At 63.6% G+C, this 24,051-nt stretch carries 26 protein-coding genes and 1 tRNA gene; 16 read left to right on the forward strand and 11 right to left on the reverse strand.

Annotated elements, in window-relative coordinates; translation table 11 throughout:
• Positions 1-32: 32 nt before the first annotated feature.
• Entirely contained in the window at positions 33-794 is a 762-nt protein-coding gene (locus BM118_RS33520; protein ID WP_092191601.1) for a GntR family transcriptional regulator, read from the reverse strand.
• A gap of 77 nt (positions 795-871) precedes the next feature.
• Between BM118_RS33520 and BM118_RS33525 the strand changes: the two genes are divergently transcribed.
• The 8 genes from BM118_RS33525 to BM118_RS33560 all read left to right on the forward strand — a co-directional run bounded on the left by BM118_RS33525 (position 872) and on the right by BM118_RS33560 (position 10,044).
• The gene (locus BM118_RS33525; protein ID WP_092191326.1) at positions 872-2,188 is read left to right on the forward strand and encodes a M20 family metallopeptidase; all 1,317 of its coding nucleotides are present in this window, start codon (positions 872-874) and stop codon (positions 2,186-2,188) included.
• An 18-nt stretch (positions 2,189-2,206) separates the two neighbouring features.
• A complete protein-coding gene (locus tag BM118_RS33530) occupies positions 2,207-3,754 on the forward strand; it encodes an ABC transporter substrate-binding protein (RefSeq protein ID WP_092191328.1) in 1,548 nt (515 codons plus the stop codon).
• Positions 3,755-3,770: 16 nt separating this feature from the next.
• Complete coding sequence (locus BM118_RS33535; RefSeq protein ID WP_092191330.1) at positions 3,771-4,718, forward strand: ABC transporter permease; 948 nt, start codon at positions 3,771-3,773, stop codon at positions 4,716-4,718.
• The gene (locus BM118_RS33540) at positions 4,711-5,541 is read left to right on the forward strand and encodes an ABC transporter permease (protein WP_092191332.1); all 831 of its coding nucleotides are present in this window, start codon (positions 4,711-4,713) and stop codon (positions 5,539-5,541) included. Before BM118_RS33535 ends, BM118_RS33540 begins: the two co-directional genes overlap by 8 nt.
• Complete coding sequence (gene nikE / locus BM118_RS33545) at positions 5,538-7,112, forward strand: nickel ABC transporter ATP-binding protein NikE (RefSeq protein WP_177234919.1); 1,575 nt, start codon at positions 5,538-5,540, stop codon at positions 7,110-7,112. Before BM118_RS33540 ends, nikE begins: the two co-directional genes overlap by 4 nt.
• Positions 7,113-7,130: 18 nt before the next feature.
• Complete coding sequence (locus BM118_RS33550; protein WP_092191336.1) at positions 7,131-8,351, forward strand: M20 family metallopeptidase; 1,221 nt, start codon at positions 7,131-7,133, stop codon at positions 8,349-8,351.
• A 40-nt stretch (positions 8,352-8,391) separates the two neighbouring features.
• Entirely contained in the window at positions 8,392-9,519 is a 1,128-nt protein-coding gene (locus BM118_RS33555) for a M24 family metallopeptidase (protein WP_177234920.1), read from the forward strand.
• A gap of 174 nt (positions 9,520-9,693) precedes the next feature.
• Entirely contained in the window at positions 9,694-10,044 is a 351-nt protein-coding gene (locus BM118_RS33560) for a hypothetical protein (RefSeq protein ID WP_177234914.1), read from the forward strand.
• A gap of 7 nt (positions 10,045-10,051) precedes the next feature.
• On the opposite strand, the gene BM118_RS33565 is transcribed toward BM118_RS33560, so the two are convergent.
• The gene (locus BM118_RS33565) at positions 10,052-10,915 is read right to left on the reverse strand and encodes a LysR family transcriptional regulator (protein ID WP_092191340.1); all 864 of its coding nucleotides are present in this window, start codon (positions 10,913-10,915) and stop codon (positions 10,052-10,054) included.
• A gap of 145 nt (positions 10,916-11,060) precedes the next feature.
• Here BM118_RS33565 and BM118_RS33570 point away from each other — a divergent pair, with 145 nt between their 5' ends.
• Genes BM118_RS33570 through BM118_RS33580 form a run of 3 tightly spaced genes read left to right on the forward strand, consistent with a single transcriptional unit; the run spans position 11,061 to position 12,804 of the window.
• Complete coding sequence (locus BM118_RS33570; protein WP_092191344.1) at positions 11,061-11,930, forward strand: SDR family NAD(P)-dependent oxidoreductase; 870 nt, start codon at positions 11,061-11,063, stop codon at positions 11,928-11,930.
• Between the two features lie 40 nt (positions 11,931-11,970).
• Positions 11,971-12,429, forward strand: coding sequence for a nuclear transport factor 2 family protein (locus BM118_RS33575; RefSeq protein ID WP_092191346.1), 459 nt, complete (start codon positions 11,971-11,973; stop codon positions 12,427-12,429).
• A 15-nt stretch (positions 12,430-12,444) separates the two neighbouring features.
• Entirely contained in the window at positions 12,445-12,804 is a 360-nt protein-coding gene (locus BM118_RS33580; RefSeq protein WP_210189074.1) for a nuclear transport factor 2 family protein, read from the forward strand.
• 432 nt (positions 12,805-13,236) lie between these two features.
• On the opposite strand, the gene BM118_RS41890 is transcribed toward BM118_RS33580, so the two are convergent.
• From BM118_RS41890 to BM118_RS33590, 4 genes are read right to left on the reverse strand one after another with little or no spacing between them, the layout of a single operon-like run.
• Positions 13,237-13,404 (reverse strand): hypothetical protein, encoded by a 168-nt coding sequence (locus BM118_RS41890; protein WP_177234921.1) that lies wholly within the window; start codon positions 13,402-13,404, stop codon positions 13,237-13,239.
• Between the two features lie 16 nt (positions 13,405-13,420).
• Positions 13,421-13,774 (reverse strand): hypothetical protein, encoded by a 354-nt coding sequence (locus BM118_RS33585; RefSeq protein ID WP_177234922.1) that lies wholly within the window; start codon positions 13,772-13,774, stop codon positions 13,421-13,423.
• On the reverse strand, positions 13,771-14,076 hold the full coding sequence (locus BM118_RS40875) for a hypothetical protein (protein ID WP_143099564.1): 306 nt from the start codon (positions 14,074-14,076) through the stop codon (positions 13,771-13,773). The genes BM118_RS33585 and BM118_RS40875 overlap by 4 nt, the downstream gene beginning before the upstream one ends.
• Positions 14,063-14,569 (reverse strand): hypothetical protein, encoded by a 507-nt coding sequence (locus BM118_RS33590; protein WP_143099565.1) that lies wholly within the window; start codon positions 14,567-14,569, stop codon positions 14,063-14,065. The genes BM118_RS40875 and BM118_RS33590 overlap by 14 nt, the downstream gene beginning before the upstream one ends.
• A gap of 115 nt (positions 14,570-14,684) precedes the next feature.
• On the opposite strand from BM118_RS33590, the gene BM118_RS33595 reads away from it, so the two are divergent.
• Together BM118_RS33595 and BM118_RS40880 are read left to right on the forward strand one after the other, a co-directional pair.
• Entirely contained in the window at positions 14,685-15,386 is a 702-nt protein-coding gene (locus BM118_RS33595) for a hypothetical protein (protein ID WP_092191350.1), read from the forward strand.
• Positions 15,387-15,405: 19 nt separating this feature from the next.
• Positions 15,406-15,597, forward strand: coding sequence for a hypothetical protein (locus BM118_RS40880; RefSeq protein WP_143099566.1), 192 nt, complete (start codon positions 15,406-15,408; stop codon positions 15,595-15,597).
• 737 nt (positions 15,598-16,334) lie between these two features.
• On the opposite strand, the gene BM118_RS33600 is transcribed toward BM118_RS40880, so the two are convergent.
• Positions 16,335-16,408, reverse strand: a tRNA-Gly gene (locus BM118_RS33600).
• Positions 16,409-16,728: 320 nt separating this feature from the next.
• Positions 16,729-19,140 (reverse strand): ATP-binding protein, encoded by a 2,412-nt coding sequence (locus tag BM118_RS33605; protein ID WP_092191352.1) that lies wholly within the window; start codon positions 19,138-19,140, stop codon positions 16,729-16,731.
• A 334-nt stretch (positions 19,141-19,474) separates the two neighbouring features.
• Here BM118_RS33605 and BM118_RS33610 point away from each other — a divergent pair, with 334 nt between their 5' ends.
• Positions 19,475-20,188, forward strand: coding sequence for a substrate-binding periplasmic protein (locus BM118_RS33610; RefSeq protein WP_177234923.1), 714 nt, complete (start codon positions 19,475-19,477; stop codon positions 20,186-20,188).
• A 9-nt stretch (positions 20,189-20,197) separates the two neighbouring features.
• On the opposite strand, the gene BM118_RS33615 is transcribed toward BM118_RS33610, so the two are convergent.
• Positions 20,198-20,401, reverse strand: a complete 204-nt coding sequence (locus tag BM118_RS33615) for a hypothetical protein (protein WP_092191356.1) — start codon at positions 20,399-20,401, stop codon at positions 20,198-20,200.
• Between the two features lie 39 nt (positions 20,402-20,440).
• Complete coding sequence (locus BM118_RS33620; protein ID WP_092191358.1) at positions 20,441-20,626, reverse strand: hypothetical protein; 186 nt, start codon at positions 20,624-20,626, stop codon at positions 20,441-20,443.
• 200 nt (positions 20,627-20,826) lie between these two features.
• On the opposite strand from BM118_RS33620, the gene BM118_RS33625 reads away from it, so the two are divergent.
• Complete coding sequence (locus BM118_RS33625) at positions 20,827-21,207, forward strand: YciI family protein (RefSeq protein ID WP_092191609.1); 381 nt, start codon at positions 20,827-20,829, stop codon at positions 21,205-21,207.
• 9 nt (positions 21,208-21,216) lie between these two features.
• Here BM118_RS33625 and BM118_RS33630 read toward each other — a convergent pair whose 3' ends face one another.
• On the reverse strand, positions 21,217-21,807 hold the full coding sequence (locus tag BM118_RS33630) for a TMEM175 family protein (protein ID WP_092191360.1): 591 nt from the start codon (positions 21,805-21,807) through the stop codon (positions 21,217-21,219).
• A gap of 128 nt (positions 21,808-21,935) precedes the next feature.
• On the opposite strand from BM118_RS33630, the gene BM118_RS33635 reads away from it, so the two are divergent.
• Positions 21,936-23,993 carry an ATP-dependent helicase gene (locus tag BM118_RS33635; RefSeq protein ID WP_092191362.1) on the forward strand — a complete coding sequence of 686 codons (2,058 nt, stop codon included), beginning with the start codon at positions 21,936-21,938 and terminating at the stop codon, positions 23,991-23,993.
• The last annotated feature ends 58 nt before the right edge of the window (positions 23,994-24,051 follow it).

Here is a 24,051-nt window from a genome sequence, read left to right on the forward strand (position 1 = left end):
GATCAGGGGCGCGTGGACCAGCTCGAAACAAGTTAGCGGATCTCGTTCACGTAGTGATGATGCGCAGTCGTGGCGCGGTGCTCGCTCAGAAGCGCAAGCGCACCGGCTTGATCGTACGCCTCCTCGTGGATCACCAGAACGGCGTTCGGCGAAGCTAGCGCAAGTAGACGCCGATCCTCCTTGTCGGCGAGCTCTGCCAGGAGCTTCTCGCGTACCGCCGCAATGCGAATGCCGTAGGCGTCGAGCAGATGGAGATAGAGCAGCGCAGGCACGCTCGCCGCCTTGCGCGGGAAATCAGGCACGCGGCGCGCAATGAGCCGTATTCGTGAATGCATCACCGGCACGCGGCCAATACGTCGGATGCGATGAAGACAGAGCAGCGGCTCACCAACAGCTTCCGTGAAGAGCACCGCCTCCTCTGCATCTGCCGGCCGCAGCACCACGGACAAGACTTCGGGCACGGAACGCTGGAGGCTGCCGTCTTCGCCATGAAGTCGGAAATACTGGAAGAAAAAGCGCAGGCTGTGTTGCGGCGCGCGGCCGGTCACGACCGTCCCGGTCTTGCGCCGACGCACCAGCATCCCGTCGGCCGTCAGGTCTGCGAGCGCACGGCGGATGGTGCCGACAGCAACTCCGTATCGCGCAGCAAGCGCAACTTCGCCGGGAAGCACCGTGCCCGGAGATAGTTCGCCCACCAGGATCGCCTCGGCGATCTGCCGCTTGACGTGCTCGTACAACGGAACCGGCAGGCTCGATGGACCGCTCGCCGCTGCTTTTGCCTGTTTACCGGTCACGCCTGCCTCATTCTTTGGAATTGACAGCAATCGGCTTCGCCTATTTCTTTATAGAATATAGAAATGAGCCGCCGCAAATGGTTTCTCCACCACCAGGCCCAGGACAGGCCAGCCCGACGCTGGCCCACGGTTTCGCCGAGATCGAGCGTACAGCTGAATGTGCGATCGACGATCTTGCGCGGATGGTGGCAATCGACACGACGTTCCCGCCCGGCGCGGGATACGAAGCGTTTGCCGGCTTGATGGAGAGTGCTGTTGCGGCGCTCGGCCTGGACTGCCAACGCGTCGATGTCCCCGAACATTTGTGGCGCGTGGCGGGCGGCCCGGCGCAAGGGCGCAGAACCAATCTCATCGCGCGCCGCCGCTCGGACAAGCCGGTGCTCGGGCTGTATTTTCATGTCGACACCGTACCGGCAGCGCCCGGCTGGACCTCCAATCCATTCCAGTTGACGCGCGAGGGCGATCGCCTGATCGGCCTCGGCGCCGCCGACATGAAGGGCACCATCGCGGCCGTGCTGCTCGCGCTGCGCGCCGCCGACACGATCGGCCTTCCACTCGGCTACGACCCGATGCTGCTGCTTTGCACCGACGAGGAAGGCGGACTCTATCCCGGCGTACGCTATCTGGCGGAGCAAGGTTTGCTCGAAGGCCACGTTCTCAACTTCAATGGCGCCGCGGCGCCGCGCATCTGGGCCGGCTGCTTTGGCCTCTTCACGCTTCTGGTGCGCGTCCGCGGCAGGACGGTTCACGCAAGCGAAGCCAGGACCGCTGGCTCAAGCGCCAACGCTATCGAGGTTGCACTGCCGATCCTCAATGCGCTTGCAGCATTGAAACCAGAAATCGCCGCGCGGACGTCCGCCCTACCTGCACCGCCGCATGCGACACATCCGCTCGCGGCCCAGCTTGATATTTCCGCAGCCCATGGCGGCCAATGCGGTGGCCAGATTCCATCGCTCTTTGAAGTTCTCGTCTGTCGGCGCTATGCGCCCGAGGAAGACTTTCAGGCCGCGCGTGCCGAAATCGAGAACGCCGTCCTTGCGGCGGCCCCCGGAGCCGACGTCGACGTGGTTCTCACCGGCCACCTCATGCCGACATCCGACCCGACAGGTCCGCACTGGTCGCGCTGGCAAGAGGCGCTGTCGGCTGGGTTCGGATATGCACCGGACGATTTCGCCAAATGGGGTGCGACGAGCTGTTCCGATTTCGGCTGGGTGCAACAGACCGGAATGCAGGAGATCCTGCTGACCGGCCTCGGCCGGCCGGAAAGCCGCGTTCACGCGCCCGGCGAATTCACCACGCTTGCCGACATCGTCGCGCTGGCGAAATCGGTCCTTGCCTATCTGTCCGCGGAATTCCGTCCCGCTCTGTCTCCCGAAACACTCACCGCCCGCTAACTCAAGGAGCACGCATCCATGCTGTCCGTCAGTCGTCGTCTTTTCCTTGCGGGAACCGCGATCGGCCTCGCCGGTCTGCCCAGGATCGCCTTCGCCGAAACCCCGAAGCGCGGCGGCGTGCTCCGGATGTCGGTCGACCAGGCAGCATCGGTCATCCATCCGATGCTGGCGCGCGTGAACCCGGAATATCTGGTCACCGAACTGCTCTACTCCAACCTCACCCGGCTGAAGCCGGACATGACCGTCGAGCCCGACCTCGCAATCTCCTGGGAGCCGAATGAGACAAGCACGGAGTGGATCTTCAAGCTGCGCCCTGGCGTGACGTTCCACGACGGTTCACCACTCACCTCTGAGGATGTCGTCGCCACCATCAATGCCATCCTCGATCCGAAGACCGCCTCCCCCGGCAGAACCAATGTTGGTCCAATCAAGGACGTCGCGGCGGTCGATCCGTTGACCGTCAAGTTCACGCTGTCCGGCGCCTACGCTGATCTGCCGGTAGCTCTGACCTATCTTAACGCGCGTATCGTTCCGGCGAAGATCATTGCCGGCGACCTCGCGAGCCTTTCGACCACCGCCAACGGCACCGGCCCATTCAAGCTGGCATCCTACGAGCCCGATCGCCGGATCGTCGTCGAACGTAACCCCGCTTATTATGATCCGGCACGGCCCTACCTCGACCGCATCGAACTGCTCGTCTATCCGGACCGCACCGCCGAAGCGTCCGCAATGATCTCCGGTGAGATCGATTTGCTGCTCACGACCACGCCGGGTGAATATGAGCGCCTCGTCAAGGCCGATGGCGTCAAGGCCCTGCGTACCCCATCCGGCCAGTTCCTGAATATCAACCTTGGATGCGACCAGAAACCGTTCAACGACGTGCGCGTTCGCCAGGCCCTGGCATTGGCGGTCGATCGCGAGGCAACCGTGGGCTTCGTCGCGAGCGGCTATGGCACGCCGGGCAACGACACGCCGCTGAGCTCCGCCTACCACTTCTACAAGAACATTCCGCTGAAGAAGCCCGACATCGCCAAGGCGAAAAAGCTCCTGGCCGACGCGGGCTATCCCAACGGTATCGATTTGACGCTGGTCGCATCCGACAAACCGTCAACCCGCACGCAGCTCGGCGTCGCGGTCCGCGAGATGGCCGCCGCAGCCGGCTTCCGCATCAACGTGCAGACCATGCCGCATGCCACCTATCTCGACCAGGTCTGGAAGAAAGGCAATTTCTACGTCGGCTTCTACAACATGCAGCCGACCGCCGACGCCATCTTCAACCTGCTCTACACGTCGAACGCAGCCTGGAACGAGACCCGCTGGAACAACGCGGACTTCGACACAGTCATCAGTGCAGCCCGCGTCGAGACCGATGAAGCCAAGCGCACGGCACTCTACGCCAAGGCACAGGACATGATGAACGCCGACGTCCCCTCAGTGATCTCGGCATTCTTCGACCTGCTCGCGGCACAACGGGCCTACGTCGACGGCTACGTCCTGCATCCGCGCGGATCGGTATTCCGGCTCGACATGGTCTCGCTCGGCGCCGGCGCGCCGAAGCGCGCCTGACACCGGAGACGCTCGGGTGACGCTGGCCTGGTTTGCGCGCCGTTTGATGCTGATGGTCTACACCGTCATCGTGGTCTCGATGCTGGTGTTCGCCATCACGCAGATTCTGCCGGCGGACGCCGCCCAGTCGCTGCTCGGCGAAAACGCGACGCCCGAAGTGCTGGCCGCGCTCCGGGAAAGGCTCGGGCTCGGCGATCCGGCCTGGCTGCAATATGCGCGCTGGGCCCGCCACGTCTTCACCGGCGATTTCGGCATCTCGATGCGCACGAGCCTGCCGGTCGGCCCGGAAATGCTGGCGGCCCTGTCGCGCTCGCTGCTGCTTGCCGTGTCGGCCATCCTGGTCACGCTGGCTGTTGCCGTGCCGCTCGGCGTAGTCGCGGCGCTGCGGCAAGGAAGGCTCACCGACACGGGCGTCAGCCTCATTGCCTATCTCGGGGTCTCGCTGCCGGAATTCGTCACCGCGACGCTGCTTGCCCTTCTGCTGGCCGATACGTTGCACTGGCTGCCGGCAACCGGCTACGTCTCCCCGCTGGAAGATTTCGGCGGCGGCATCCGTCATCTGGCGCTGCCGGTGCTCACTGTCTCGGTGATCCTCGTCGCGCACGTCATGCGCATGATGCGCTCCGAGACGCTCGACGTGCTGAAATCGGACTATATCCGCGCCGCGCGCTTGAAGGGCCTGCCGGAACGCACCGTGCTGTTTCGCCACGCCCTGCGCAACGCGCTGTTGCCGGTCGTCACCATCATCGCGCTCGACGTCGGCTACCTGCTCGGCGGCATCATCGTGATCGAGGAGATCTTCGCCATTCCCGGCATCGGACGGGCGCTGATGGTCGCCATCACCACGCGCGACCTGCCGTCGATCCAGGCCGGCGCGTTGATCATGGCCGCGACCTATGCCGTCACCAACACGTTCGCCGACATGGCCTATGCGTTTCTCGACCGGCGGATCCGCTATGACTGAGCTGTTCATCCGCCTGATACGAAGACCACAGGGTTTTGTCGGCATCGTGCTCTTGGCGCTGATCGTGGCCGCCTGCCTGTTCGGGCCCGCATTGGCGCCCTATGCGCCGGAGAAGATCGATTTTCTCGGCCGGTTTCGCGCACCCGGCTGGCAGAACTGGCTTGGGGCCGATCAATTCGGCCGCGACATCCTGAGCCGCCTGATGGTCGGCGCGCGTTCGACCGTGCCGCTCGCTTTCATCGCCACCGTCGTCGGCAGCGCAGCCGGCGCGATCATCGGCATTGGCTCGGCCTATCTCGGCGGACGAACCGACGAGGCAATCATGCGCACCAACGACGCCGTGATGGCGATCCCAGGCCTCCTGATGGCCCTGCTGCTGGTCTCAACGCTCGGCAACGGCGCCGGCAATGCCGTCATTGCCATCGCGGTGGCCTTTGCGCCCGGCATGGCCCGGGTGACCCGCTCGGCCGCGCTCAACGTACGCAATCAGGACTACGTCAAGGCCGCCATCGCGCGTGGCGAGGGAGCGCCCTGGATTATCTTCCGCGAGATGTTGCCGAACGTCATGGCGCCGATCGTGATCGAATCCACCATCCGCGTATCCTTCGCCGTCATGCTGTTCGCAACGCTGAGCTTTCTCGGCGTCGGCGCCCAGCCGCCCGCATCCGAATGGGGGCTCATGGTGGCGGACGCGCGCCAATACATGCATCAGGCACCATGGGGATTGATTGCGCCCTCGGCCGCGATCGCGCTTACCGCCATTGCCTTCAACCTGGTCGGCGACGGTCTTCGCGACGCTCTCAATCCGAAGGACGAGCGGTGACCTCAGCGCTTTCGATCCGGAGCTACACGCTCGACTATATCACGTCCGCCGGGCCGGTACGCGTGCTGCACGACATCTCGTTGCAGATCGCGCCGGGCGAGGTGCTGGGCCTCGTCGGGGAATCCGGGTCAGGCAAGAGCTCGCTTGCCTGGGCACTGATGCGCCATCTGCCCGACAACGCGCGCGAAGTCGCAGGCTCGCTGCAGCTGGGCGATGTCGACCTTCAGCGGCTGAGCCCGCGCGAGCTCACCGAGATCCGAGGACGCCGTCTCGGGATGGTGTTTCAGGATCCTTCGACATCGCTCAATCCGACGCTCACCATCGGAACGCAAATCACGGAAGCGCTGATACGGCATCGCAGCCTCAATCCGCGCGATGCCGGTGAACTCGCCATCGAGCTGCTCGGCCACGTCGATCTCAACAATCCCGCTGCGGTGATGCGGCGTTATCCGCATGAAATCTCCGGCGGGGAAAAGCAGCGCGTCGTCATTGCCACCGCCTTTGGTTGCCGACCCGACGTCATTCTCTTCGACGAGCCGACCACGGCACTCGACGTCATCACCGGTGCGCGCATCCTCGAACTGTTCGCGCGACTGCGCCGGGAGACGGGCGTTGCCGCGCTCTATATTTCCCACGATCTTGCGCTTGTGACGCGCGTCGCCGACCGGGTCGCGGTTCTGGAGCGCGGCCGCCTGGTCGAGCAGGCGCCGGCGGCCGACATCTTCCGTGCGCCGCGCCATGCCAACACGCGCGCACTTGTGGACGCCGTGCCCAGACCGGAACGTCGTCTTGTCCATGACAAGCCGCGTAACCAGGTCCTTCTCGCGGCCTCCGAGATCGAAGTCCAATATGGCAGCGGCGGACTGTTCCGCGACGCGCCGCCCCCGGCCACGAAAAAGATCGGGCTCGAGATTCGTGGCGGCGAGATCCTCGGTCTCGTCGGCGAGTCCGGCTCTGGCAAGTCTTCGATGGCGCGCGCCCTAACCGGGCTTGCGCGCTTCTCGGGCAAGATCTCCTTCGACGAGCACGAGATCCACGGCATGCGCGACATGAACGCCGCTTACCGCCGCGACGTGCAGATCATTTTCCAGCATCCGGATTCCTCGCTCAATCCGCGTCACAGGATCGACGAGATCCTGTCGCGTCCTCTCAAGCTCTACGGCGGCCATCTTGCGGATATTCCCCGCCTGCTCGACCAGGTGCGCCTGCCCCAATCCTACGCCAACCGCTGGCCGCATCAGCTTTCAGGCGGCGAGAAGCAGCGCATCGCCATCGCGCGCGCCTTCGCCGCGCGGCCGAAGCTCGTGATCTGCGACGAGATCACCGCGCCGCTGGACGTCTCCGTGCAGGCCCAGATCGTCGAATTGCTGCTGGCGCTACGCGAGGAAACCGGAACCGCCTTTCTCTTCATCACCCACGATCTCAACCTCATCCGTCAAATCGCCCACCGCATCGCCGTGATGCGCCGGGGTGAAGTGGTCGACCTTCTGCCCGTCGAAGATTTCGATGCAGACCACGTTCATCCCTACACCCGCGAACTGATGGCTGCGTCCCCCGTGCCGGTCGGCTGACGACAAGGATTTCCTTTCATGGATCACAACACCAAAGCACTTCTCGCCGGGATCGACGTGCCCGCCGCCCTCGATCTTCTGTCCCGCATGGTGCAGCACAAGAGTTACTCCAGGTCGGACGGCGAGAAGCAGCTCGCAGCCTTCATGGCTGGCCGCATGCGCGAGATCGGCCTCGAGACCGAGCTCACTGCCTTCGGCAGTGAGGGACGCGTCAACGCCGTTGGCCGCTGGAAGGGCAGCGGCGGTGGCAAGAGTCTGATGTTCAACGGCCATCTCGACACCAACCCGGTGACCGAGGGCTGGACCGTCGACCCCTGGGCAGGCAAGGTCGACGACGACTTCATCTACGGCATCGGCGTTTCCAACATGAAGGCCGGCGATGCCGCCTACTTCTGCGCGGTCAAGACGCTGATCGACGCCGGCGTCAAACTCAGCGGCGACGTCATCCTCACCTATGTGGTCGGCGAGCTGCAAGGCGGCGTCGGCACCTACTCGCTCGTCGAGCAAGGACTACGCGCCGACTATTTCATCAATTCCGAGCCGACCGATCTGAAAGCCATGACGATGCACGCCGCGGCCTTCATGTTCATCATCGAGTTGACAGGCAATACGCGTCATCTGTCCAAGCGCGAAGAGGCGGTCGATGCGATCACGGCCGCGTGCGACCTCATTCCGCGCCTCAATGCGATGAAATTCTCGGGCGCGCTCTCGCCGGAGCATGAACGGATCAATCGCGTCCATGTCGGCGTCGTCCACGGCGCGCTCGGCCGCGAGCTGCACGAATGGCGCACGCCCCAGGTCGCGGACTTCGTGCGGATCAAGGGATCGGGCCGCTACGCACCGGGCCAGACAGAGGCCGGTGCGCTGGCCGACATGCGTCGCGAGCTCGACGCGCTCCAGGCACGGTTTCCCGGCCTCAAGGCCGAGATCATGTCGGAGGACCGCTCCGGCGTTCCAACCATGCCGCCTTTCGAAGTGGCACGCACGAGCCCGATCGTCGAGGCCGTCAACCGCGCTTATCGCGCGGTACGCGGAGAGGAGCAGCCGACCGGCGCCGTTGCCCCAAGCTGCTTCTACGGGACCGATGCTGGTCATCTGCACTATTTCGGCGGGATGGAAGGCATCGTCTGCGGCCCCGGCGGCCGCTACAACACCATGCCCGACGAGCGGGTCGATATCGTCGACTTCATCGACATGATCCGCATCTACATGCTGGCCATTCTGGAGATCTGCGGATAGCGGGCGCCGAAACGCGCGCGCCCGATCCCGCGAAGGATGAATGACGATGTTGTTTCCGATCGACGAATATGAGGCGCGCGTTAGGCGCGTGCGCGAGCGCATGGCCGCCCGCGAGCTCGATGTCCTCATCATCGACCAGAGCGAGTTCCTTGCCTACGTCACCGGCTTCTTGATCTCGGAAAACATGTACCGGGCCTGCGTCCTCCCGCGCGACGGGGAACCGATCATGATACTTCGCGCCGTCGACCTTGGCCCGTTCACCGAGAGCTCGTGGCTGTCGCGCTCCGTTGCCTTCGCCGATTGGGAAGCCCCGATCCGGGTGCTCGCCGACACCATCCGTAGCCTTGGCTATGCGACAGGCCGCGTGGGGCTCGACGAGGACTCCTATTGCATGCCGCTCTCCCGCTTCAAGCAGCTCTCGGCGCAACTGCCAGACGCGCGCTTTGTCGACTTCTCCGGCGTGATGGCCGAGCTCCGCGCCAGGAAGAGCACGAGGGAGATCGCCGTGCTCCGGCGAGCTGCCGCGATCGGCGACCTCGGCATCGATGCAGCTCTGAAAGCCTCCGGCGAAGGCCGGTCGGCCCGCGGCGCGGCAGCAGCCGTCTATCAGGTCTTCATGCAGGAAGGTGCGGACGCCGCACGCGCGGGGATCATTACCGCCGGCGTCGGCAACGCGTTCCTGCATGGCGGACTGACCAAGCAGCCGCTGGCCAAGGGCGATATCCTGCATATGGAGCTGTTGCCCTATATTGACGGCTACAGCGCCCGGCTGATGCGCTCGGCCGTGATCGGAGAAATCGACCCGCGCCGGTCGCATCTCGCCGGGCGGCTTATCGATATCCAGGACCGGCAGTTCGAGGCGATCAAGCCTGGAGCCGACGCCGCCGAGGTCGACGCTCTGGCGCGAAACGCCATGCTCGCCGACGGACTACGGCCCGACTACCCCAACATCACCGGCTATTCGCTCGGCTGCTATCCGCTCCATAGCCCGCGCACCAGCGACTTCTCGCGCATCTTCCTACCCACGGCCCATTGGACGCTGGAGGAAGGGATGGTGTTCCACATGTACGTCTCCGCCGACGGCATCGCGATCAGCGAGACAGTGCTCGTCACCGAGACCGGGCATGAGTGTCTGACGCGCTCGCCGCGGCAAGTGTTTGAGGTCTGAGCAACCGCACGACCGGAAGCCGGGGTCCGAGAGAGCCTTACCAACACACTGCATGATTTGCTCAGTTGGTCGCCAGGGCCGCGCGATGCTTGGTGAACGGACCACACGTTCGAGTTCCGACGATTGAGATTGCTCCGTCAGCGCTGTCGTTTGCCTTGGAGCGGCAAGGGCGAAATGCTGACTCAGGTCGAGCGCATTTCGAAGGAGATCATTCTGGCCGCGGGCTTGCGTCCTGAGCTGACCTTCACGTCATTTGGCCGACATGGCGGGACCACCGAGGCGAGCACGTCCGGGCTCACCGAAACGCAGCTGATGAAGAAGGTCCTGAAGGGAATCGAACCCTCGTATTCAGCTTGGAAGGCTCCGGAATACTGTAATGTCTTCAAAAGCCATTCCGGCATTTCGCAGCTATTTGGGCTCTTGAGATCACTACGGAATTTCTCTTTGTCGGAATGGCGGTTACCGCCGCCGCGTTTGCGGCTTCCATTGCACGGGAGCCAACCCATCGTGAACGCATCCGAATGACCGCCAACTATCCGAAATGCTCGATCAACAGTTCGGTGAGGACTCGGACTTTTCGCGCGGGGTGCTGTCCGGGCGGCCGGACGACGAAAAGTCCAGCCGTCGGGGGAGGATAGCGCGTCATCACCGGAGTAAGGGCGCCAGAAGCCAAATAGTCCTCGACGAGGCAATGCGGAAGCCAGGCGATGCCGAGCCCCGCTACGGCGGCGACGGCGAGAGCGGTGCCGTTATCCGCCTTGAACCGTCCCTGCGGATGAACGGAAATTGTTCTCTCACCATCGATGAATTGCCAGGTTTCCGTACCCTGCATGAGCGCCTGATGCGTGAGCAACTCGTCCGGCGTCTCTGGCGTTCCATGCTCCCTGATGTAATCCGGGCTTGCGACGAGGGCACCATGGATTGGCCCAACACGCCGCGCCATCAAGCTTGAATCGCTGAGATAGCCAACGCGTACGGCACAGTCGAAGCCCTCTCCGACAAGGTCCACGAAGCGATCACTGTAGCTCGCATGGACATGGAGCAGCGGATGACGCCGCGCCAGATCCGCGAAGACCGGCGCCAACAGCGTCGGGCCGAAGGTCAGTGGCGCAGCAACACGCAGGCGCCCCCGCAGATCGCCGGCAGGCAGGATCGTCTCTCGCGCGACATCGATTTCGGCGCAGACCCGGGCGGCGTGGTCACGGAACGTGACGCCCGCCTCCGTCAACCCAGCGCCGCGAGTTGTCCGTGCAAGAAGCTGGACGCCCAGTTCAGCTTCCAGCCGGAACAGCCGCCGGCTGATGATCGATTTCGAGACGCCGAGCCGGCGCGCGGCCGGCGATACGCCGCCGGCATCGGCCACTTCGACAAAGGTCCGCAGGTCTTCGATATCCATTGTCGGCGTTCCACTTTCCGCGACACAGCTGGGCAGATCGCAAGGCTAGCGCATCGAAAATCGGAACGACTCCATGAACCCTGTCAGAGCGGCAAACGCCTCTGGCATCCAAAGCACCCACCGCCTACTGGAACGGAGACGTCAAATGCCGAGCCCTTCTGAACACTCGCGTCGCTCCGCCGCAGTCACCGGCGCCGGCGGCGGCCTCGGCCGCGATATCGCGCTCGGACTGGCCGCCAAAGGCTATGTCGTTTTCGGCACGGCCATGTCCGCCGCGGAGGTCCAGGATCTGAAGGACACCTCCGGCCGGCGCGTTAGCCTGACCGTCTGCGACATGACCAGAGAGCAGGCCGTGAAGGCCTGGGCGGGCGGCGTGTCCGACGCGCTCGGCGATTCCGGACTTGATCTGCTGATCAACAATGCGGGCATCCTGACCCCGGGCCCGATTGAAGTTCTGCCGCTCGACGCCATCCGGCGTGAGTTCGACGTCAATGTGTTCGGGGCTCTGACCGTCATGAACGCTTTCCTGCCGTCGCTGAGGAAGGCGCGCGGCCGCATCGTCCAGGTCAGTACCTGGACGGCGAGCGTTCCGCTTCCCTTCAACGGGCCATCAGGCGCGTCGAAGGCGGCCATGGAGGTGTTCGCGGCCGTTTACCGCGCCGAGCTAAAGTCCTTTGGGGTCGACGTCGTCGTGGCGGCTGCGGGCAACATGAGAACCGGCGGCCCCGCCAAAACGGCAGCGGCCCTCGCACGTGTCACCGACCAAATGACGGCCGAACAACGAGGACTGTACGGACAATCCTTCGACACGTTCGCAACCACGCTCAACGTCATGCAAAGCAGCGGGCTCGACTCCGCCTTGGCGGCTGCGCGCGTGATCGAGCTGGCCGAGCAGGTGCCCGCACCAAGCCGCGCGCCGGTCGGCACGGACGCCGATGCGATGCTCCGAGCCGCTCGCGAAAAATCCGACGATGAACTGGATGCGTTCCGCCTCCAGCTTGTCGGCCTCAGCTAGGGCCATCCCACGCATCTGCGTTTCGCAAGAGGAGTTACCGATGATCGAGCTTTTTGATTCCGAGGACAGCCGCGCCTTTCGCAACAAGGCCAACATTCTTGACTTCTATGATCTGGTTATCAACCAGAAGAAGTCGGAGGAGTTCGTCGCCAAGTTCATCAGCCCCGCCTACGTCCAACACAACCCGCTCATTGCGGACGGCCCGGACGCGCTGGGGAAGTTCTTCGGCCAGATCACCCGGGAACGCGCCCAAGCGCGGGTCGTCGTCCACAAGATCGTCGCGGTCGGCGACTATGTGTGGGCTCACGTGAATTTTCTGAATCTGTTCAATGACGATCCGAATGATACGGGGATCGCCGGCGTCGACATCTACAAGATGGATGCCGATGGAAGAGCCGTCGAGCATTGGGACACCTTGCAGCTCGTCGGGGACCCGAAAAACTCTGCTCCGTGGCTCGCGCCGAACGTGCCACGCGCCAACCCTAACGGCATGTTCTGAACAGAGGGATCTGCCATGAGCGACACCCTGATGGAAAGGAACCTGCTCGAAGTATTCGGGCAGCTGGATTCCGCGCGCCGGGCGGACGCGATCGCCGAGATCTACGCTGCGGACTGTACCTTCTTTGAAGCGGGAGAACGGATCGTTGGCCAGGAGGCTCTAAACGCGAGAATCGAGCGCATTCTCCAGGAAGCTCCCGGATTTGTGTTCCGCGCGACGGGACCTGCCGAGATGAATCACGATCTCGGCCGCCTGCAGTGGCGCCTGGGACCGGCCGGCGCTCCTCCCGTCGTCACAGGTATGGACGTCGCGATCGTCGAGCACGGGAGAATTCGGGCGCTGTACACCTTTCTCGACAAGCCTCTGGGCGATTAAGCCGCGTCAGGCGCTAGTGTCTTCACCGCGGCGACATCGCGATTCGCGGGACCGAAACGCCGGCAAGAATGGAAAAGCACTCAGCCCGATTGCCGACATGACTTCAACAGTTGTCGGAACGAGATCGAGAATTCGTGCCAAGTCACTGAAATTGTTTGGAGCGGGTGAAGGGAATCGAACCCTCGTATTCAGCTTGGAAGTCGATTCCAAATCCCTCCCGCGACTTCACTGACATTCACCAACATTCACCAAACACTGTAAAACAAGCACCTTCCCGCATTCCCGACTTCACGCCAAATACCTCGAAATACTCCCAGGTCACGCCCTATTGCGCCCTATGAGCGCCCTGAAAAATGGAACTTTGGGCGGCGCCGGCCAACAAAAAAAGCGCCGTGTCAACCAGCGCCTCTCAATATATCAGCTGTTTCGATTCTACTCAGCCCCAGCCCCAGACTGGAGCTTGGCCAGGTCCCGCTCCGCCCTCGCCCGGTCCTGGTCGTCCTCAGCCTCCTTCACCCGCTCCTTGAAAATCAGGACCAGCTTGTCGTGCAGCGGCATCTTGTTGCCGTCGTCGGTAGTGGATTTGAGGAAGAGGATCATGCCGAGGATTGTCGCATCACGACGGCATGGTCTTTCCGATCTCAGCGGCGGCACGGACGATGGCGCGGCGCGTGGCGGCAAGCGGGTCGGCCTTATCAAGCGCCTCATCGCCGCAATTTGAAAAAACTCCGTGCGGCCGATCCTGCGACTCGGCTACGGCTCGTTCGCCGTAGCGCACGCCAGCCGTCGGCGTGCTCACCCTAAAGCGGAGCGTGACCGCTAGCCTCAGCGCATCACCATCGTCGCTCAACGGGTTCCACACCCTGCCGCCTTCCGTTTCGATACCGGCATCATCAATGTTCCAAAAGTATTGGCCATTCACACCAACCGTCTTCGCCGCCAGTTCTAGCAGTTCGCGGTCGGTGATCATGCTTGCCTCCCGGAAATACAGCAGTAGCCTTCGCCGTTGCGCACCATCCGTGGCGGCTTATCGTACATTACGCAGTCGGAGCGTTCGGGTTCGGTCGGATCGCGCACAACAACCCAGCGCCACATGGCACACTTGTCAGCAATGCAGGTGCAGGACGCCGGAACGCGGTTGCGGCCCAGTGCGTCGGTGTTGCAGCCTCCAACCAAAACGGTATCGCCCAGGCCGTCAGGGTTGAAGGTCTCACGCCGCGCAATGCGCACCATCGGGCACCATAGGTCTTTTGCTTGCTCAGGAGTGTGCATGGGGTGCCTCCGGATTCAGATGTCGGTCGATCATCTGGTAGATGCGGTCCATCTCGCTGCGAAACTGATCACGATGTTGGAGATAGTTCGCACCGGTGCGCTCGCTGGCCGGCTTGCCGATGAGTATGTTGGCGCAGGCGTGGTACCGCTCGCCGTCGCGGCTCGTGACGGCGACCACAATGATGCGGCCGCGGCGGATGGGATGGCCGTAGACGATGTCGCGCATCTCGCGCAGGCTACGCACCTCAGCATCCAGTCGCACCACATCCTGATGGCGGTCGTGCAGCATGGCGATCAGCTCCAGCACCACGGCCGGGTTGGCGGCGGCAATGAAGGCGGCAACCTCCTCACCGCACCCGGAAGCAACTTGGTCCTCGCTGCCTTCCGCGAGACGGACCACTTTGCCGTAGGCCGCCCATTGTCCGTCATTTGGACAGCCATCAAATTTTGCCGCCAGCGCCGCAACTTCTAGAGTGTTAATATCGATTTCCATACACCTCCCTTGTGAGTGTTTCGTTGTTCAGTTGATTTCAGGTTGTATTGTAGCTCATATTTGAGCAAGCGTGCGTCGCGTCGATGCAACTGACTGCCAAGTGGGAGAGTTAGGAATGGCTCGGGGCTTTGGATCGAGCGAAGCTGGCGGCTACAATGAGATCACGAAGGAATATAAGGCAGCCCCCTCGATTGAGAATTACGTGAGGCTTCGACGCGAGGATCCAGAGGCCGAGATCGAAGTCAGTGTGGTCGGCGGCTTCGAGTCGATGTTCTATATGCGCGAGGAGCTTGCGCGGTACGACATCGATCCCGATCTCCTCGGTGGTATCCTCGACGCCGATCAGGTCGCGATCAGCGAAATGGCCCTTAGGCTGATGGAGAAGATCACCGAAGCACGGGAGATTGCCGCCGATGGCGAAACTCATCTAATGCGGCGTGGGCTGGCGATCCCAGAAAAACTAATCGATTGGGTAATCTGCTGCTCGCTCGATGCGCTTAGCTGGAATGACGACCTGATGATCCCACGTGATCTCATCGTGCTTATCCGGGAGCGACTAGGCGGCTCCAACTTGCATTACGAGAAAGAGGGCGCAATCCGGCAGAACAAACAAAACGCTGGCCTAATAGCTGGACAGTTGATGGCGCAAGGAGTGGTACCGACGTTCAAAATTGTTGGTGAAGCTCTCGGTGTGGCGCCAAGTACTGTCAAGCGTTGGTTTGAGCCAGGCGAGTTTGAGAAGGACCGGGATAGGTGGGCCAGCCTTTGTGACAAAGATGGCAAACTGCGTCCGCTACTAGGCAAGCCTAGAGAGTGAGCGTTGCGCGCGATTGTACGTGCGCAACGGCGATGTACCGGGCATCGTCTATGCGAACCCACCATTTCGCAGTCGAGCCATGGCAAACAAACCCAAACTAAAAGTCCGGATACCGTTCCTTTTGGAAGCAGCGGCCGAAGGCCATCTTGCCATTGTTCTGCTGTTTGCACTCGCGCTGACAACCATCACTCTGATCGGGGCTTGGCGCTAGCCCAAACGTCACACACACCGTGCCGCTCGCCCCCAAAGAAAAAGCGCGAGAAGTTTCCCTCTCGCGCCTTCCGTTAAGTCAGAAGCAGAACAAGCAAGACAATCAGACGACTGATTGCATGCAGATCTGCGGTCACCTCGATACGAACCTTAAACATGACGTTTCCATGTTTGGGATCCGTGGCCACAGACGGTTAAGTCGGTAGCATGATCATGCAGTGAGTATTCCTGGGCCTGATGCCTCCGGCCGGAAGACGGCCCGCGCAGTTACCTGATCGCTGAATCTTTGCTGCTGTTTGCTGATGTTCGAGTTTTGCTGCTGTTTGCTGTTCTGCGAATTGATCTGTTTTGCTGTCTGACTGTTTTGCTGATGCTGCTGATTTTGCGTGTTTGCTGATCTGTCTGTGCGCTGTGCGATTTTTGCTAAGTGCCAACTGCGTGCCCCGAAGGGCTACCTCAACCTAAGGATGGCCGCGAATTTTGCAAGGGTGCACGAGCCACGTAGTCTGCATACCTAACGCACCAAAGATCACCGAACTTCACGGAAACGCTTTGAAAATAGGCCGATTCGGAATTTTGCAATCGCAGCTGCAGGCAAAATATTGTTTTTGCAGTCGATTTAGAGTGCGCCCTATCAGCGCCCTGAAAATGTCGTGGGCAGTCTGATTACGGACTCTTGACGACAGATTCACCCAATGCAACACATTGAATCGTAAGTGATTTTTTAGATGGGGAAATTGGAGCGGGTGAAGGGAATCGAACCCTCGTATTCAGCTTGGAAGGCTGCTGCTCTACCATTGAGCTACACCCGCATCTTGCGATCACCTAACACGGCCGAGCGGCGGTCTCAACTGCCCCGGATCGGTCTTTCCCGCCTCGCGAGCGGGCTTGTTCCCGGCCTCCGGCCCCGCCCCCTTAACGGCGAGGGGATTTCGCCCTATATTTGAGTCTCCCGAAACCAACGAAAGGAGGTGATCCAGTGTCTTATCTCAAGCGCTGTCACCTCGCTGGGATCGCCCGCTAAGCTCTGAACAAGGCTTGGCATCGGGGCGCTCTCAGCCCTGGACCAGCGAGCAAGAAATCGGGCGCGACGGGGTCTCCCCGCCGCGCCTTTTTCGTGGGCGGATGCCGCTCAGGCGGCCGACTCGCCCGCAAGCACCTCGCGAATCTTCTGCGACAGCTCCGACTTCCGGTATGGCTTCTGAAGCAGCGCCACGCCGGGATCGAGATGCCCTTCATGGACAATGGTGTCGTCGGTATAGCCGGAGGTGTAGAGCACCCTCGCCCCCGGCCGGCGGAGCCGGACGGCTTCGGCCAGTTCCCGACCGTTCATGCCGCCGGGCATGATGATGTCCGTGAACAGCAGATCGAAACCGGCGCCCTGGTCGACCAGCGCGAGGGCGGCTGCGCCGTCGCCTGCCACGAGCGTGCGATAGCCGAGGCTGCCGAGCTGGGCGATGACATAGCCCTGCACCAGCGGATCGTCCTCGACCACGAGTATCGTCTCGTGCCCGCGCGCCGCCGCGGGCGCCTGAGCCGGTGCCGTCCTGGTTGGCGCCTCGCCCTTCGATCGCGGCAGGAACAGTCGCATCACCGTGCCTTGTCCCTCCTCGCTCTCGATCGCGACGGTGCCGCCGGTCTGGCGGGCAAAGCCGTAGACCATGCTCAGCCCGAGCCCGGTGCCGCGGCCGACCCCCTTGGTGGTGAAGAACGGCTCGAACACGCGCTCGCGGATGTCTGCCGGGATGCCGTGACCGGTATCGGCGACCGCAATCATCACAAAGGCGCCGCGCATGACGTCGCCGTCGCCGGCACTACGCACGCCGTCTAGCTCCCGGTTCGCGGTCTCGAGCGTGAGCCTACCGCCGTCCGGCATCGCATCACGCGCATTGACGGCGAGATTGACGATCGCGGAGGAAAGCTGCGACGGATCCGCCATCGCGGACCAGGCGTCGTCCGCGAGCCGGGTCACGATCTCGATGTGCTCGCCAAGGATCGGCTTCAGCAGCTTCGCCGTCTCGACCACGAGGGCGTTGACGTCGATCTCGCGCGGCTCCAGCGGCTGGCGGCGCGCGAAGGTCAGCAGCTGCGAGGTGATCTCGGCGCCGCGCGCGGCCGCATCGTCGATCAGCTGCGCGATCGCGGCGAACTGGGGCCTGTCCGCAAGCCCTTCGTGGATGATCTCGATGGTGCCGGTGATGACGGTGAGCACGTTGTTGAAGTCGTGCGCGACGCCGCCGGTGAGCTGGCCGATCGCGTCCATCTTCTGGGATTGGCGAAGCCGCTCCTCGGTCTCGTGCTGGTCGGTGAGATCGGTGGCGGAGCCGCGATAACCCATGAAGCGTCCATCGGCCGCGAAGACCGGCTGGCCGTTGACGCTGAAATGGCGCACGCGTCCGGTCATGTCGCGGCCGCGATACTCGAACTTCCGGAACGGCTCGTGGCGGTCCAGCACCGCCATGTGCGCGCGCCATTTCTCCGGCTCGGCGTCGTGGCCGAACGCGGCATCGGTGCGGCGCTTGCCGATCAGCGCCTTATGGTCCATGCCGAAGGCCCCGGCCCGCTCGGATATGTAGGTGAACCGATGATCCGGCCCGGTCTCCCAGAACCAGTCGGACGCGGTCTCGGCATAGTCGCGGAAGCGCTGCTCGCTCGCGCGCGCGTCGTCTTCGGCGCGCTGACGGATCGTCAGGTCGCGCTCGAGATTCGCATTGGCCTCGCGCAACTCGCCATAGGCCCGCTCGAGATTGGCACACATGGCGTTGAAGGCGTCGATCACCTTGTCCAGTTCGTCCGCATTGTAGGGCGGCCGGCGCTCCAGGTGCAAAGGCGGCGGCGGCCGTGTCAGGCTGTACTTGCTGACGAAGTCGGCGATGGCGACCAGGTGCCGCGTCACCAGGAGATGGAACATGTAGATGATGAACAGCGAGACGAGGAACGTCTTCGCCGCCTGGCTTGCCAGGATGATCAGCGCCCGGTTCAGCAATTGCCGATAGACCTCGCTGAGCGTCGCCTCGACATGGAGCACGCCGATCGTGCGCGCGGCCCCCTGCACGGAATAGTTCAGCGGGTAGTCGCGCGTCACGATCGAACGGGTGTTCGGCTCGCCGACCGCGACACGGATCGGATTGGGACGATCGGCGATCTCGCGCACCTCGGCGGCGCGGATGTCGGGCAGCCGCAGGATGCCGTCGAGCTGGAGCTTGATCTGGTTCTGGTCGAGATTCCACAGGCTCTCGCCGAGGCTGCCGGTGATGCTGCGGCCGATCTCGTCGAGCCGCGTCTCGATGACGCCGACTTCGCGGTCGTAGTCGAGATAGAGCTGAAGCGCGGTCAGCATCAGCGTGACGATCGAGGAGAACAGCAGCACGGCGGCCAGCAGGCGCGGCCCGACGCCGCTGCGCGACCAGTTGAAGATCCGCGACAGCAACGCTCCGATCATCGCCGGCGCAAGCGCAGCGCCGATCCCGCTCAAATCCTGCTTCGCGGCCGCCGGGGCAACGGCGCGGCTGCGCTTGGAATCCTCGTCGCCTGCGTTGCCCATGCACCACGTCCCCGGAATGGCGGCATCCTGCTCCGGCCGGTCGCGGCCGCGAGCAATTCGATCGTTGAGACTTTCCCTTCACGCGACCTGCGTGGTGATCCTGTCGGCCCATGGGCGACTTGAGGTCGGCGGGGTCATATCTTGCGCCCAGCGGCAGGATTCCCGCGCAAACTATCACCTCGGGTGCTAGATTGACATCGGTTAAAGTCCGGAGCCGCCTGCATGGCGGGCGAGCGATGGCCGTTGCAGCCGGCGCGCAGGCGCGCGCCACTCCCGGTAGATCGCGCGGGCCTCCGAATGCAGTAGTAGCAATGCACGACCAAAGAGACGCGTGATGTGGCGGATAGCCATCGCCTGCCTGTCGTTGCTCGCAGCCGGTCCAACGCAGGCGCAGGAGCTGATCCGGCTGGCGCGCATCGCCGACATCCCCGATCAATATGTCGGCGGCGAGATGCTGCGGGCCGTCTACGCCAAGCTCAACATCAGGCTCGAATTCGAGGACGTCCCCGGCAAGCGGGCACTCGCGCTGTCGAGTGCAGGCGAGGTCGACGGCGAGATCCAGCGGATCGGAACGCTCGCGCGCGACTACCCCACGCTGATCCAGGTCACGCCGGCGATCAACTACATCGAGCCCGCGGTGTTCACGACGAAACTGCGTTTCGACGTCGCCGGCTGGAATTCGATCAGGGACTACAGCATCGGCATCGTCCGCGGCGTCGGCTCCTCGGAGGCCGGCACCCGCGACATGGCCCGCGTCACGGCGACCACCAGCCTCGAGAACATGGTCAAGATGCTCGACGCCGACCGTTTCGACGTGATGGTCACCGACCTCTTCAGCGGGCTCGTCGCGGTGAGGAAGCTCAATCTGCAGGCCAGGATCTACCCGCTCTCCCCGCCGCTCGAGCGCATCCACATCTACCACTACCTGCACGAACGTCATCGCGATCTGGTGCCGAAGGTCGGCAAGGTGATCGCGCAGATGGAGGCGAGCGGCGAACTGGCGGCGCTGCGGGAGGCCCTCGTCAAGCGGGTCCTCAACGCGCCGTGAGGGTGTCGCTCAGGCCGCGCGAAGCCATTCGCGTAACGCCACCGCGGCGATCAGCACGCCAACGCACCAGGCCATGACCGCGCGGTGGGGCTCTTCGCCGAGCAGCGCTGTGAAGATGCTCGTGAGCAGGCACGGCGCGATCGCCTTGCTGCTCCGGCTCGCCAGCGAGAGCAGGAACGGCAGCGCGGCGATCGATATTTGCAGGACACCCATCAGCGAAGACCGGTCTCGCCCAAGGCTCTAGAAAAGGCTTCAGAAGCCGCAGACATTGAGCGCGCGCGGGCGTTTGCCGCGGCGGCTCTCGACGATGCGTTCGCCACCGTTCTCGGCCGAGCTGCCGTAATAGCGGTGATGACCGCTCTGGTCGTGCAAATCGGCAGGCTCCGATTGTGCCGCCCGCCGTGCGTCGCAGATGATCTTGATGGTGTGACCCGACATTGCCGCCTCCGATGGCCTTCCGTGTTCTTGTGGCCATCAGTCGCCTCGGCTTTGGGCAGCGTTCACCCCGCAAGGCGGCAATCGGGTTTCAGGACGGTTTCGTCGAGCCTGCACGACGCAATATTTTGTGCTCGGGGATTGTCGGGGCGGGCCGCGGTGATACGTCCTTTGGACGCGCGCAGCAAAAAAACGAGGTGACGATGCTCTACGCTATCCTGGCCTATCACGTGGAAGACGAGATTTTGTCCTGGACACCCGAGGAGGACGCCGCGGTCGTGGCCAAGGTCATCGAGGTTCAGGCGCCCTTGAGGGCAAGCGGACATTTCGGGCCGGCCGCCCGTCTGGACGAGACCCGAAAGGCTCGCACCTTGCGTGGCCCCGGCGCGGGTGTGGTGCTGGACGGCCCGTTTGCCGAGACCAAGGAGCAGCTTCTGGGCTTCCACCTCGTGGAATACGACACTGACGATGAGGCCATCGCGGCGGCGCGGAGGCTGCGTCAGGTCAATCCGACTGCGGTCTACGAAATCCGCCCGGTCAAGCTTTACGTGCCGGCCGACGGGTTCGGCGCGACACCAGGGTGAGCCGCAGCCCTACGCGTCCGGCTCGGTTCGCGCGACGTAGAAGCGCTGGATCAGCAGCCCGCCGAAGGCGATGAACCACACGAAGGGCGCGACGTGGGGCGCAAACGCCGCCACGATCGTGCCCGGAACGAACACGAGCAGCGGAAACAGCGAGGCCATGATCTCGTGGCGCCAGCCGCCCAGGATCGTCCACCACAGCCAGGCATTGAGGCCGGCGATCGCGGTCAAATGCAGGCCGTAGAGCACGGCGACCGCGCTGCTCATGCCGTAATTGGTGTAGAGGCCGTTGGTGACCGGCAGCAGCACGATCGAGAGCAGGAACAACAGGTTCAGGATCACACCGCCCCGGCCGCCGATGGGCTGGCGCGCCAACCGGCGGTGATGGCTGATCCAGAACACACCCGCGATGATGAAGCTGAGCGCGAAGCCGGCGAGCTTGCCGGAATAGACATGGGCGAGATCGCTCCAGCCGGGGGCGCTGGTGAACACCGCGGCCTTGGGCAGATCGTAGGCCAGAAGCGTCATGGCAACGCCAAAGATGGTGTTGCTGAGCGACTCCAGCCGCCGCATCTCGAACTGGTCGGGCTTGAGCTCGGTCATGCCGGGCGCGCTCTTCTCGGGCTGGAACCTTGGGCCGTCTTTTCCCTAGGTGTTAAATTCGGTTCCGTCCAGCCGCATTGCGATTCGCGAGGAGATCGCCGAATCTCACGGTTTCACCGGGGCGATTCGTGGCAACATATCTGGACACGCTCAATGCGGAGCAGCGCCGCGCCGTCGAGCATGGCGTGGCCGACGGGTCGACCGTAGGCGCCCCCCTGCTCGTCATCGCCGGTGCCGGCTCCGGCAAGACCAACACGCTGGCCCATCGCGTCGCCCATCTGATCGTTGCGGGGGCCGATCCGCGCCGGATCCTGCTGATGACGTTTTCGCGGCGCGCGGCGGCCGAGATGGCCGGCCGGGTCGAGCGCATCGCCCGAAAGGTGCTCGGGGAGAACAACGCCGCGATCATGCGCGATGCGCTGACCTGGGCCGGCACCTTCCACGGCATCGGCGCGCGGCTGCTGCGCGAATATGCCGAGCGGATCGGCGTCGACCCTGCCTTCACCATCCACGACCGCGAGGATTCCGCCGACCTGATGAATCTGGTCCGGCACGAGCGCGGCCTGTCCAAGACCGAGAGCCGCTTTCCCGCCAAGGGCACCTGCCTGTCGATCTACTCCCGCTGCGTCAACGCCGAGATGGAGATCGAGAAGGTGTTAGGGGCGCACTATCCCTGGTGCGCGGGCTGGGCGGCCGAGCTGAAGGGCCTGTTCGCGGCCTATGTCGAGGCCAAGCAGGCCCAGCACGTGCTCGACTACGACGACCTGCTGCTCTACTGGTCGCAGATGATGAGCGATGCGCTGATCGCCGAAGAGATCGGCGGACGCTTCGATCACGTGCTGGTCGACGAATACCAGGACACCAACCGCCTGCAATCCTCGATCCTGCTGGCGCTGAAGCCCGACGGACGCGGCCTCACCGTCGTCGGCGATGACGCGCAGTCGATCTATTCGTTCCGCGCCGCCACCGTGCGCAACATCCTGGAGTTTCCACAGAGTTTCTCGCCGCGCGCGGAGATGATCACGCTCGACCGCAATTACCGCTCGACGCAGGCCGTGCTGGCGGCGGCCAACGGCGTCATTGGCCTTGCGCGCGAACGCTTCACCAAGAACCTCTGGACTGACCGCACCTCCGCGCAAAAGCCGCAGCTCGTCACCGTGCACGACGAGGCCGACCAGGCCCGCTACATCGTCGAAGAGGTGCTGGCCAACCGCGAGCAAGGCGCGCTTCTGAAGCACCAGGCGGTGCTATTCCGGACGTCCTCGCATTCGGGTCCGCTGGAGATCGAGCTGACCCGCCGCAACATCCCGTTCGTGAAATTCGGCGGCCTGAAATTCCTCGACGCCGCCCACGTCAAGGACGTGCTGGCGCTGCTGCGCTTTGCCGAAAACCCGCGCGACCGCGTTGCGGGCTTCCGCATCCTGCATCTGTTGCCCGGCATCGGCCCCGCAACCGCGCAGCGCGTGCTGGACCAGATGGCGGAGAGCACCGACCCGCTTGCTGCACTCGGCCAGCTCCCGGTGCCGCCGCGCACCGGCGCGGACTGGACCGATTTCGTCCGCACGGTCGCGAACCTGCGCTATTCGGAATGGCCGGCGGATCTGGAGCGCGTGCGGCTCTGGTACGAGCCGCATCTCGACCGCATCCACGAGGAGTCCGAGACGCGCCGCGCCGATCTGATGCAGCTCGAGCAGATCGCGAGCGGCTATTCTTCGCGCGAGAAGTTTTTGACCGAGCTCACGCTCGATCCGCCGGATGCGACCAGCGACAAATCAGGGCCTCCCTTGCGCGACGAGGACTATCTGATCCTCTCCACCATCCATTCCGCCAAGGGCCAGGAGTGGAAATCCGTGTTCGTGCTCAACGTCGTCGACGGCTGCATGCCCTCCGACCTCGGCGCCGGCACCAGCGCCGAGCTCGAGGAGGAACGCCGCCTGCTCTATGTCGCAATGACGCGCGCCAAGGACGATCTCCACCTCGTCGTGCCGCAGCGCTTCTTCACCCACGGCCAGGCCGCCAAGGGCGACCGCCACGTCTACGCCTCGCGCACCCGCTTCATCCCGGAGCAGCTGGTCTACCTGTTCGAGCGCACCGCCTGGCCGAAGGCGGCCGCAGGCGCGACACGCACCGCGGCGCAAGGGCCCAAGATCGACATCGGCGCGCGGATGCGGGGGATGTGGCGGTAGCAGCGTCTTGTCTTGACGCGTTTTCTTTACGCGAACCGGTATCCACTTCGCTCGAAAA

Origin of the sequence: Bradyrhizobium sp. cf659 (genome assembly GCF_900113725.1) — a bacterium.
GTDB lineage: Bacteria > Pseudomonadota > Alphaproteobacteria > Rhizobiales > Xanthobacteraceae > Bradyrhizobium.

What these genes read in the sequence shown, in the direction of transcription:
- BM118_RS33555 (WP_177234920.1), top strand. Translation starts at nt 8,392, where the DNA reads ATGACGATGTTGTTTCCGATCGACGAATATGAGGCGCGCGTTAGGCGC.
- BM118_RS33565 (WP_092191340.1), bottom strand. Translation starts at nt 10,915, where the DNA reads ATGGATATCGAAGACCTGCGGACCTTTGTCGAAGTGGCCGATGCCGGC.
- BM118_RS40875 (WP_143099564.1), bottom strand. Translation starts at nt 14,076, where the DNA reads ATGCACACTCCTGAGCAAGCAAAAGACCTATGGTGCCCGATGGTGCGC.
- BM118_RS33550 (WP_092191336.1), top strand. Translation starts at nt 7,131, where the DNA reads ATGGATCACAACACCAAAGCACTTCTCGCCGGGATCGACGTGCCCGCC.
- BM118_RS33610 (WP_177234923.1), top strand. Translation starts at nt 19,475, where the DNA reads ATGTGGCGGATAGCCATCGCCTGCCTGTCGTTGCTCGCAGCCGGTCCA.
- BM118_RS33580 (WP_210189074.1), top strand. Translation starts at nt 12,445, where the DNA reads ATGAGCGACACCCTGATGGAAAGGAACCTGCTCGAAGTATTCGGGCAG.
- BM118_RS33590 (WP_143099565.1), bottom strand. Translation starts at nt 14,569, where the DNA reads ATGGAAATCGATATTAACACTCTAGAAGTTGCGGCGCTGGCGGCAAAA.
- BM118_RS41890 (WP_177234921.1), bottom strand. Translation starts at nt 13,404, where the DNA reads ATGATCCTCTTCCTCAAATCCACTACCGACGACGGCAACAAGATGCCG.
- BM118_RS33525 (WP_092191326.1), top strand. Translation starts at nt 872, where the DNA reads ATGGTTTCTCCACCACCAGGCCCAGGACAGGCCAGCCCGACGCTGGCC.
- BM118_RS33595 (WP_092191350.1), top strand. Translation starts at nt 14,685, where the DNA reads ATGGCTCGGGGCTTTGGATCGAGCGAAGCTGGCGGCTACAATGAGATC.
- BM118_RS33615 (WP_092191356.1), bottom strand. Translation starts at nt 20,401, where the DNA reads ATGGGTGTCCTGCAAATATCGATCGCCGCGCTGCCGTTCCTGCTCTCG.
- BM118_RS33560 (WP_177234914.1), top strand. Translation starts at nt 9,694, where the DNA reads ATGCTGACTCAGGTCGAGCGCATTTCGAAGGAGATCATTCTGGCCGCG.
- BM118_RS33625 (WP_092191609.1), top strand. Translation starts at nt 20,827, where the DNA reads ATGCTCTACGCTATCCTGGCCTATCACGTGGAAGACGAGATTTTGTCC.
- BM118_RS33575 (WP_092191346.1), top strand. Translation starts at nt 11,971, where the DNA reads ATGATCGAGCTTTTTGATTCCGAGGACAGCCGCGCCTTTCGCAACAAG.
- BM118_RS33585 (WP_177234922.1), bottom strand. Translation starts at nt 13,774, where the DNA reads ATGATCACCGACCGCGAACTGCTAGAACTGGCGGCGAAGACGGTTGGT.
- BM118_RS33630 (WP_092191360.1), bottom strand. Translation starts at nt 21,807, where the DNA reads ATGACCGAGCTCAAGCCCGACCAGTTCGAGATGCGGCGGCTGGAGTCG.
- BM118_RS33570 (WP_092191344.1), top strand. Translation starts at nt 11,061, where the DNA reads ATGCCGAGCCCTTCTGAACACTCGCGTCGCTCCGCCGCAGTCACCGGC.
- BM118_RS33540 (WP_092191332.1), top strand. Translation starts at nt 4,711, where the DNA reads ATGACTGAGCTGTTCATCCGCCTGATACGAAGACCACAGGGTTTTGTC.
- BM118_RS33620 (WP_092191358.1), bottom strand. Translation starts at nt 20,626, where the DNA reads ATGTCGGGTCACACCATCAAGATCATCTGCGACGCACGGCGGGCGGCA.
- BM118_RS33530 (WP_092191328.1), top strand. Translation starts at nt 2,207, where the DNA reads ATGCTGTCCGTCAGTCGTCGTCTTTTCCTTGCGGGAACCGCGATCGGC.
- BM118_RS33605 (WP_092191352.1), bottom strand. Translation starts at nt 19,140, where the DNA reads ATGGGCAACGCAGGCGACGAGGATTCCAAGCGCAGCCGCGCCGTTGCC.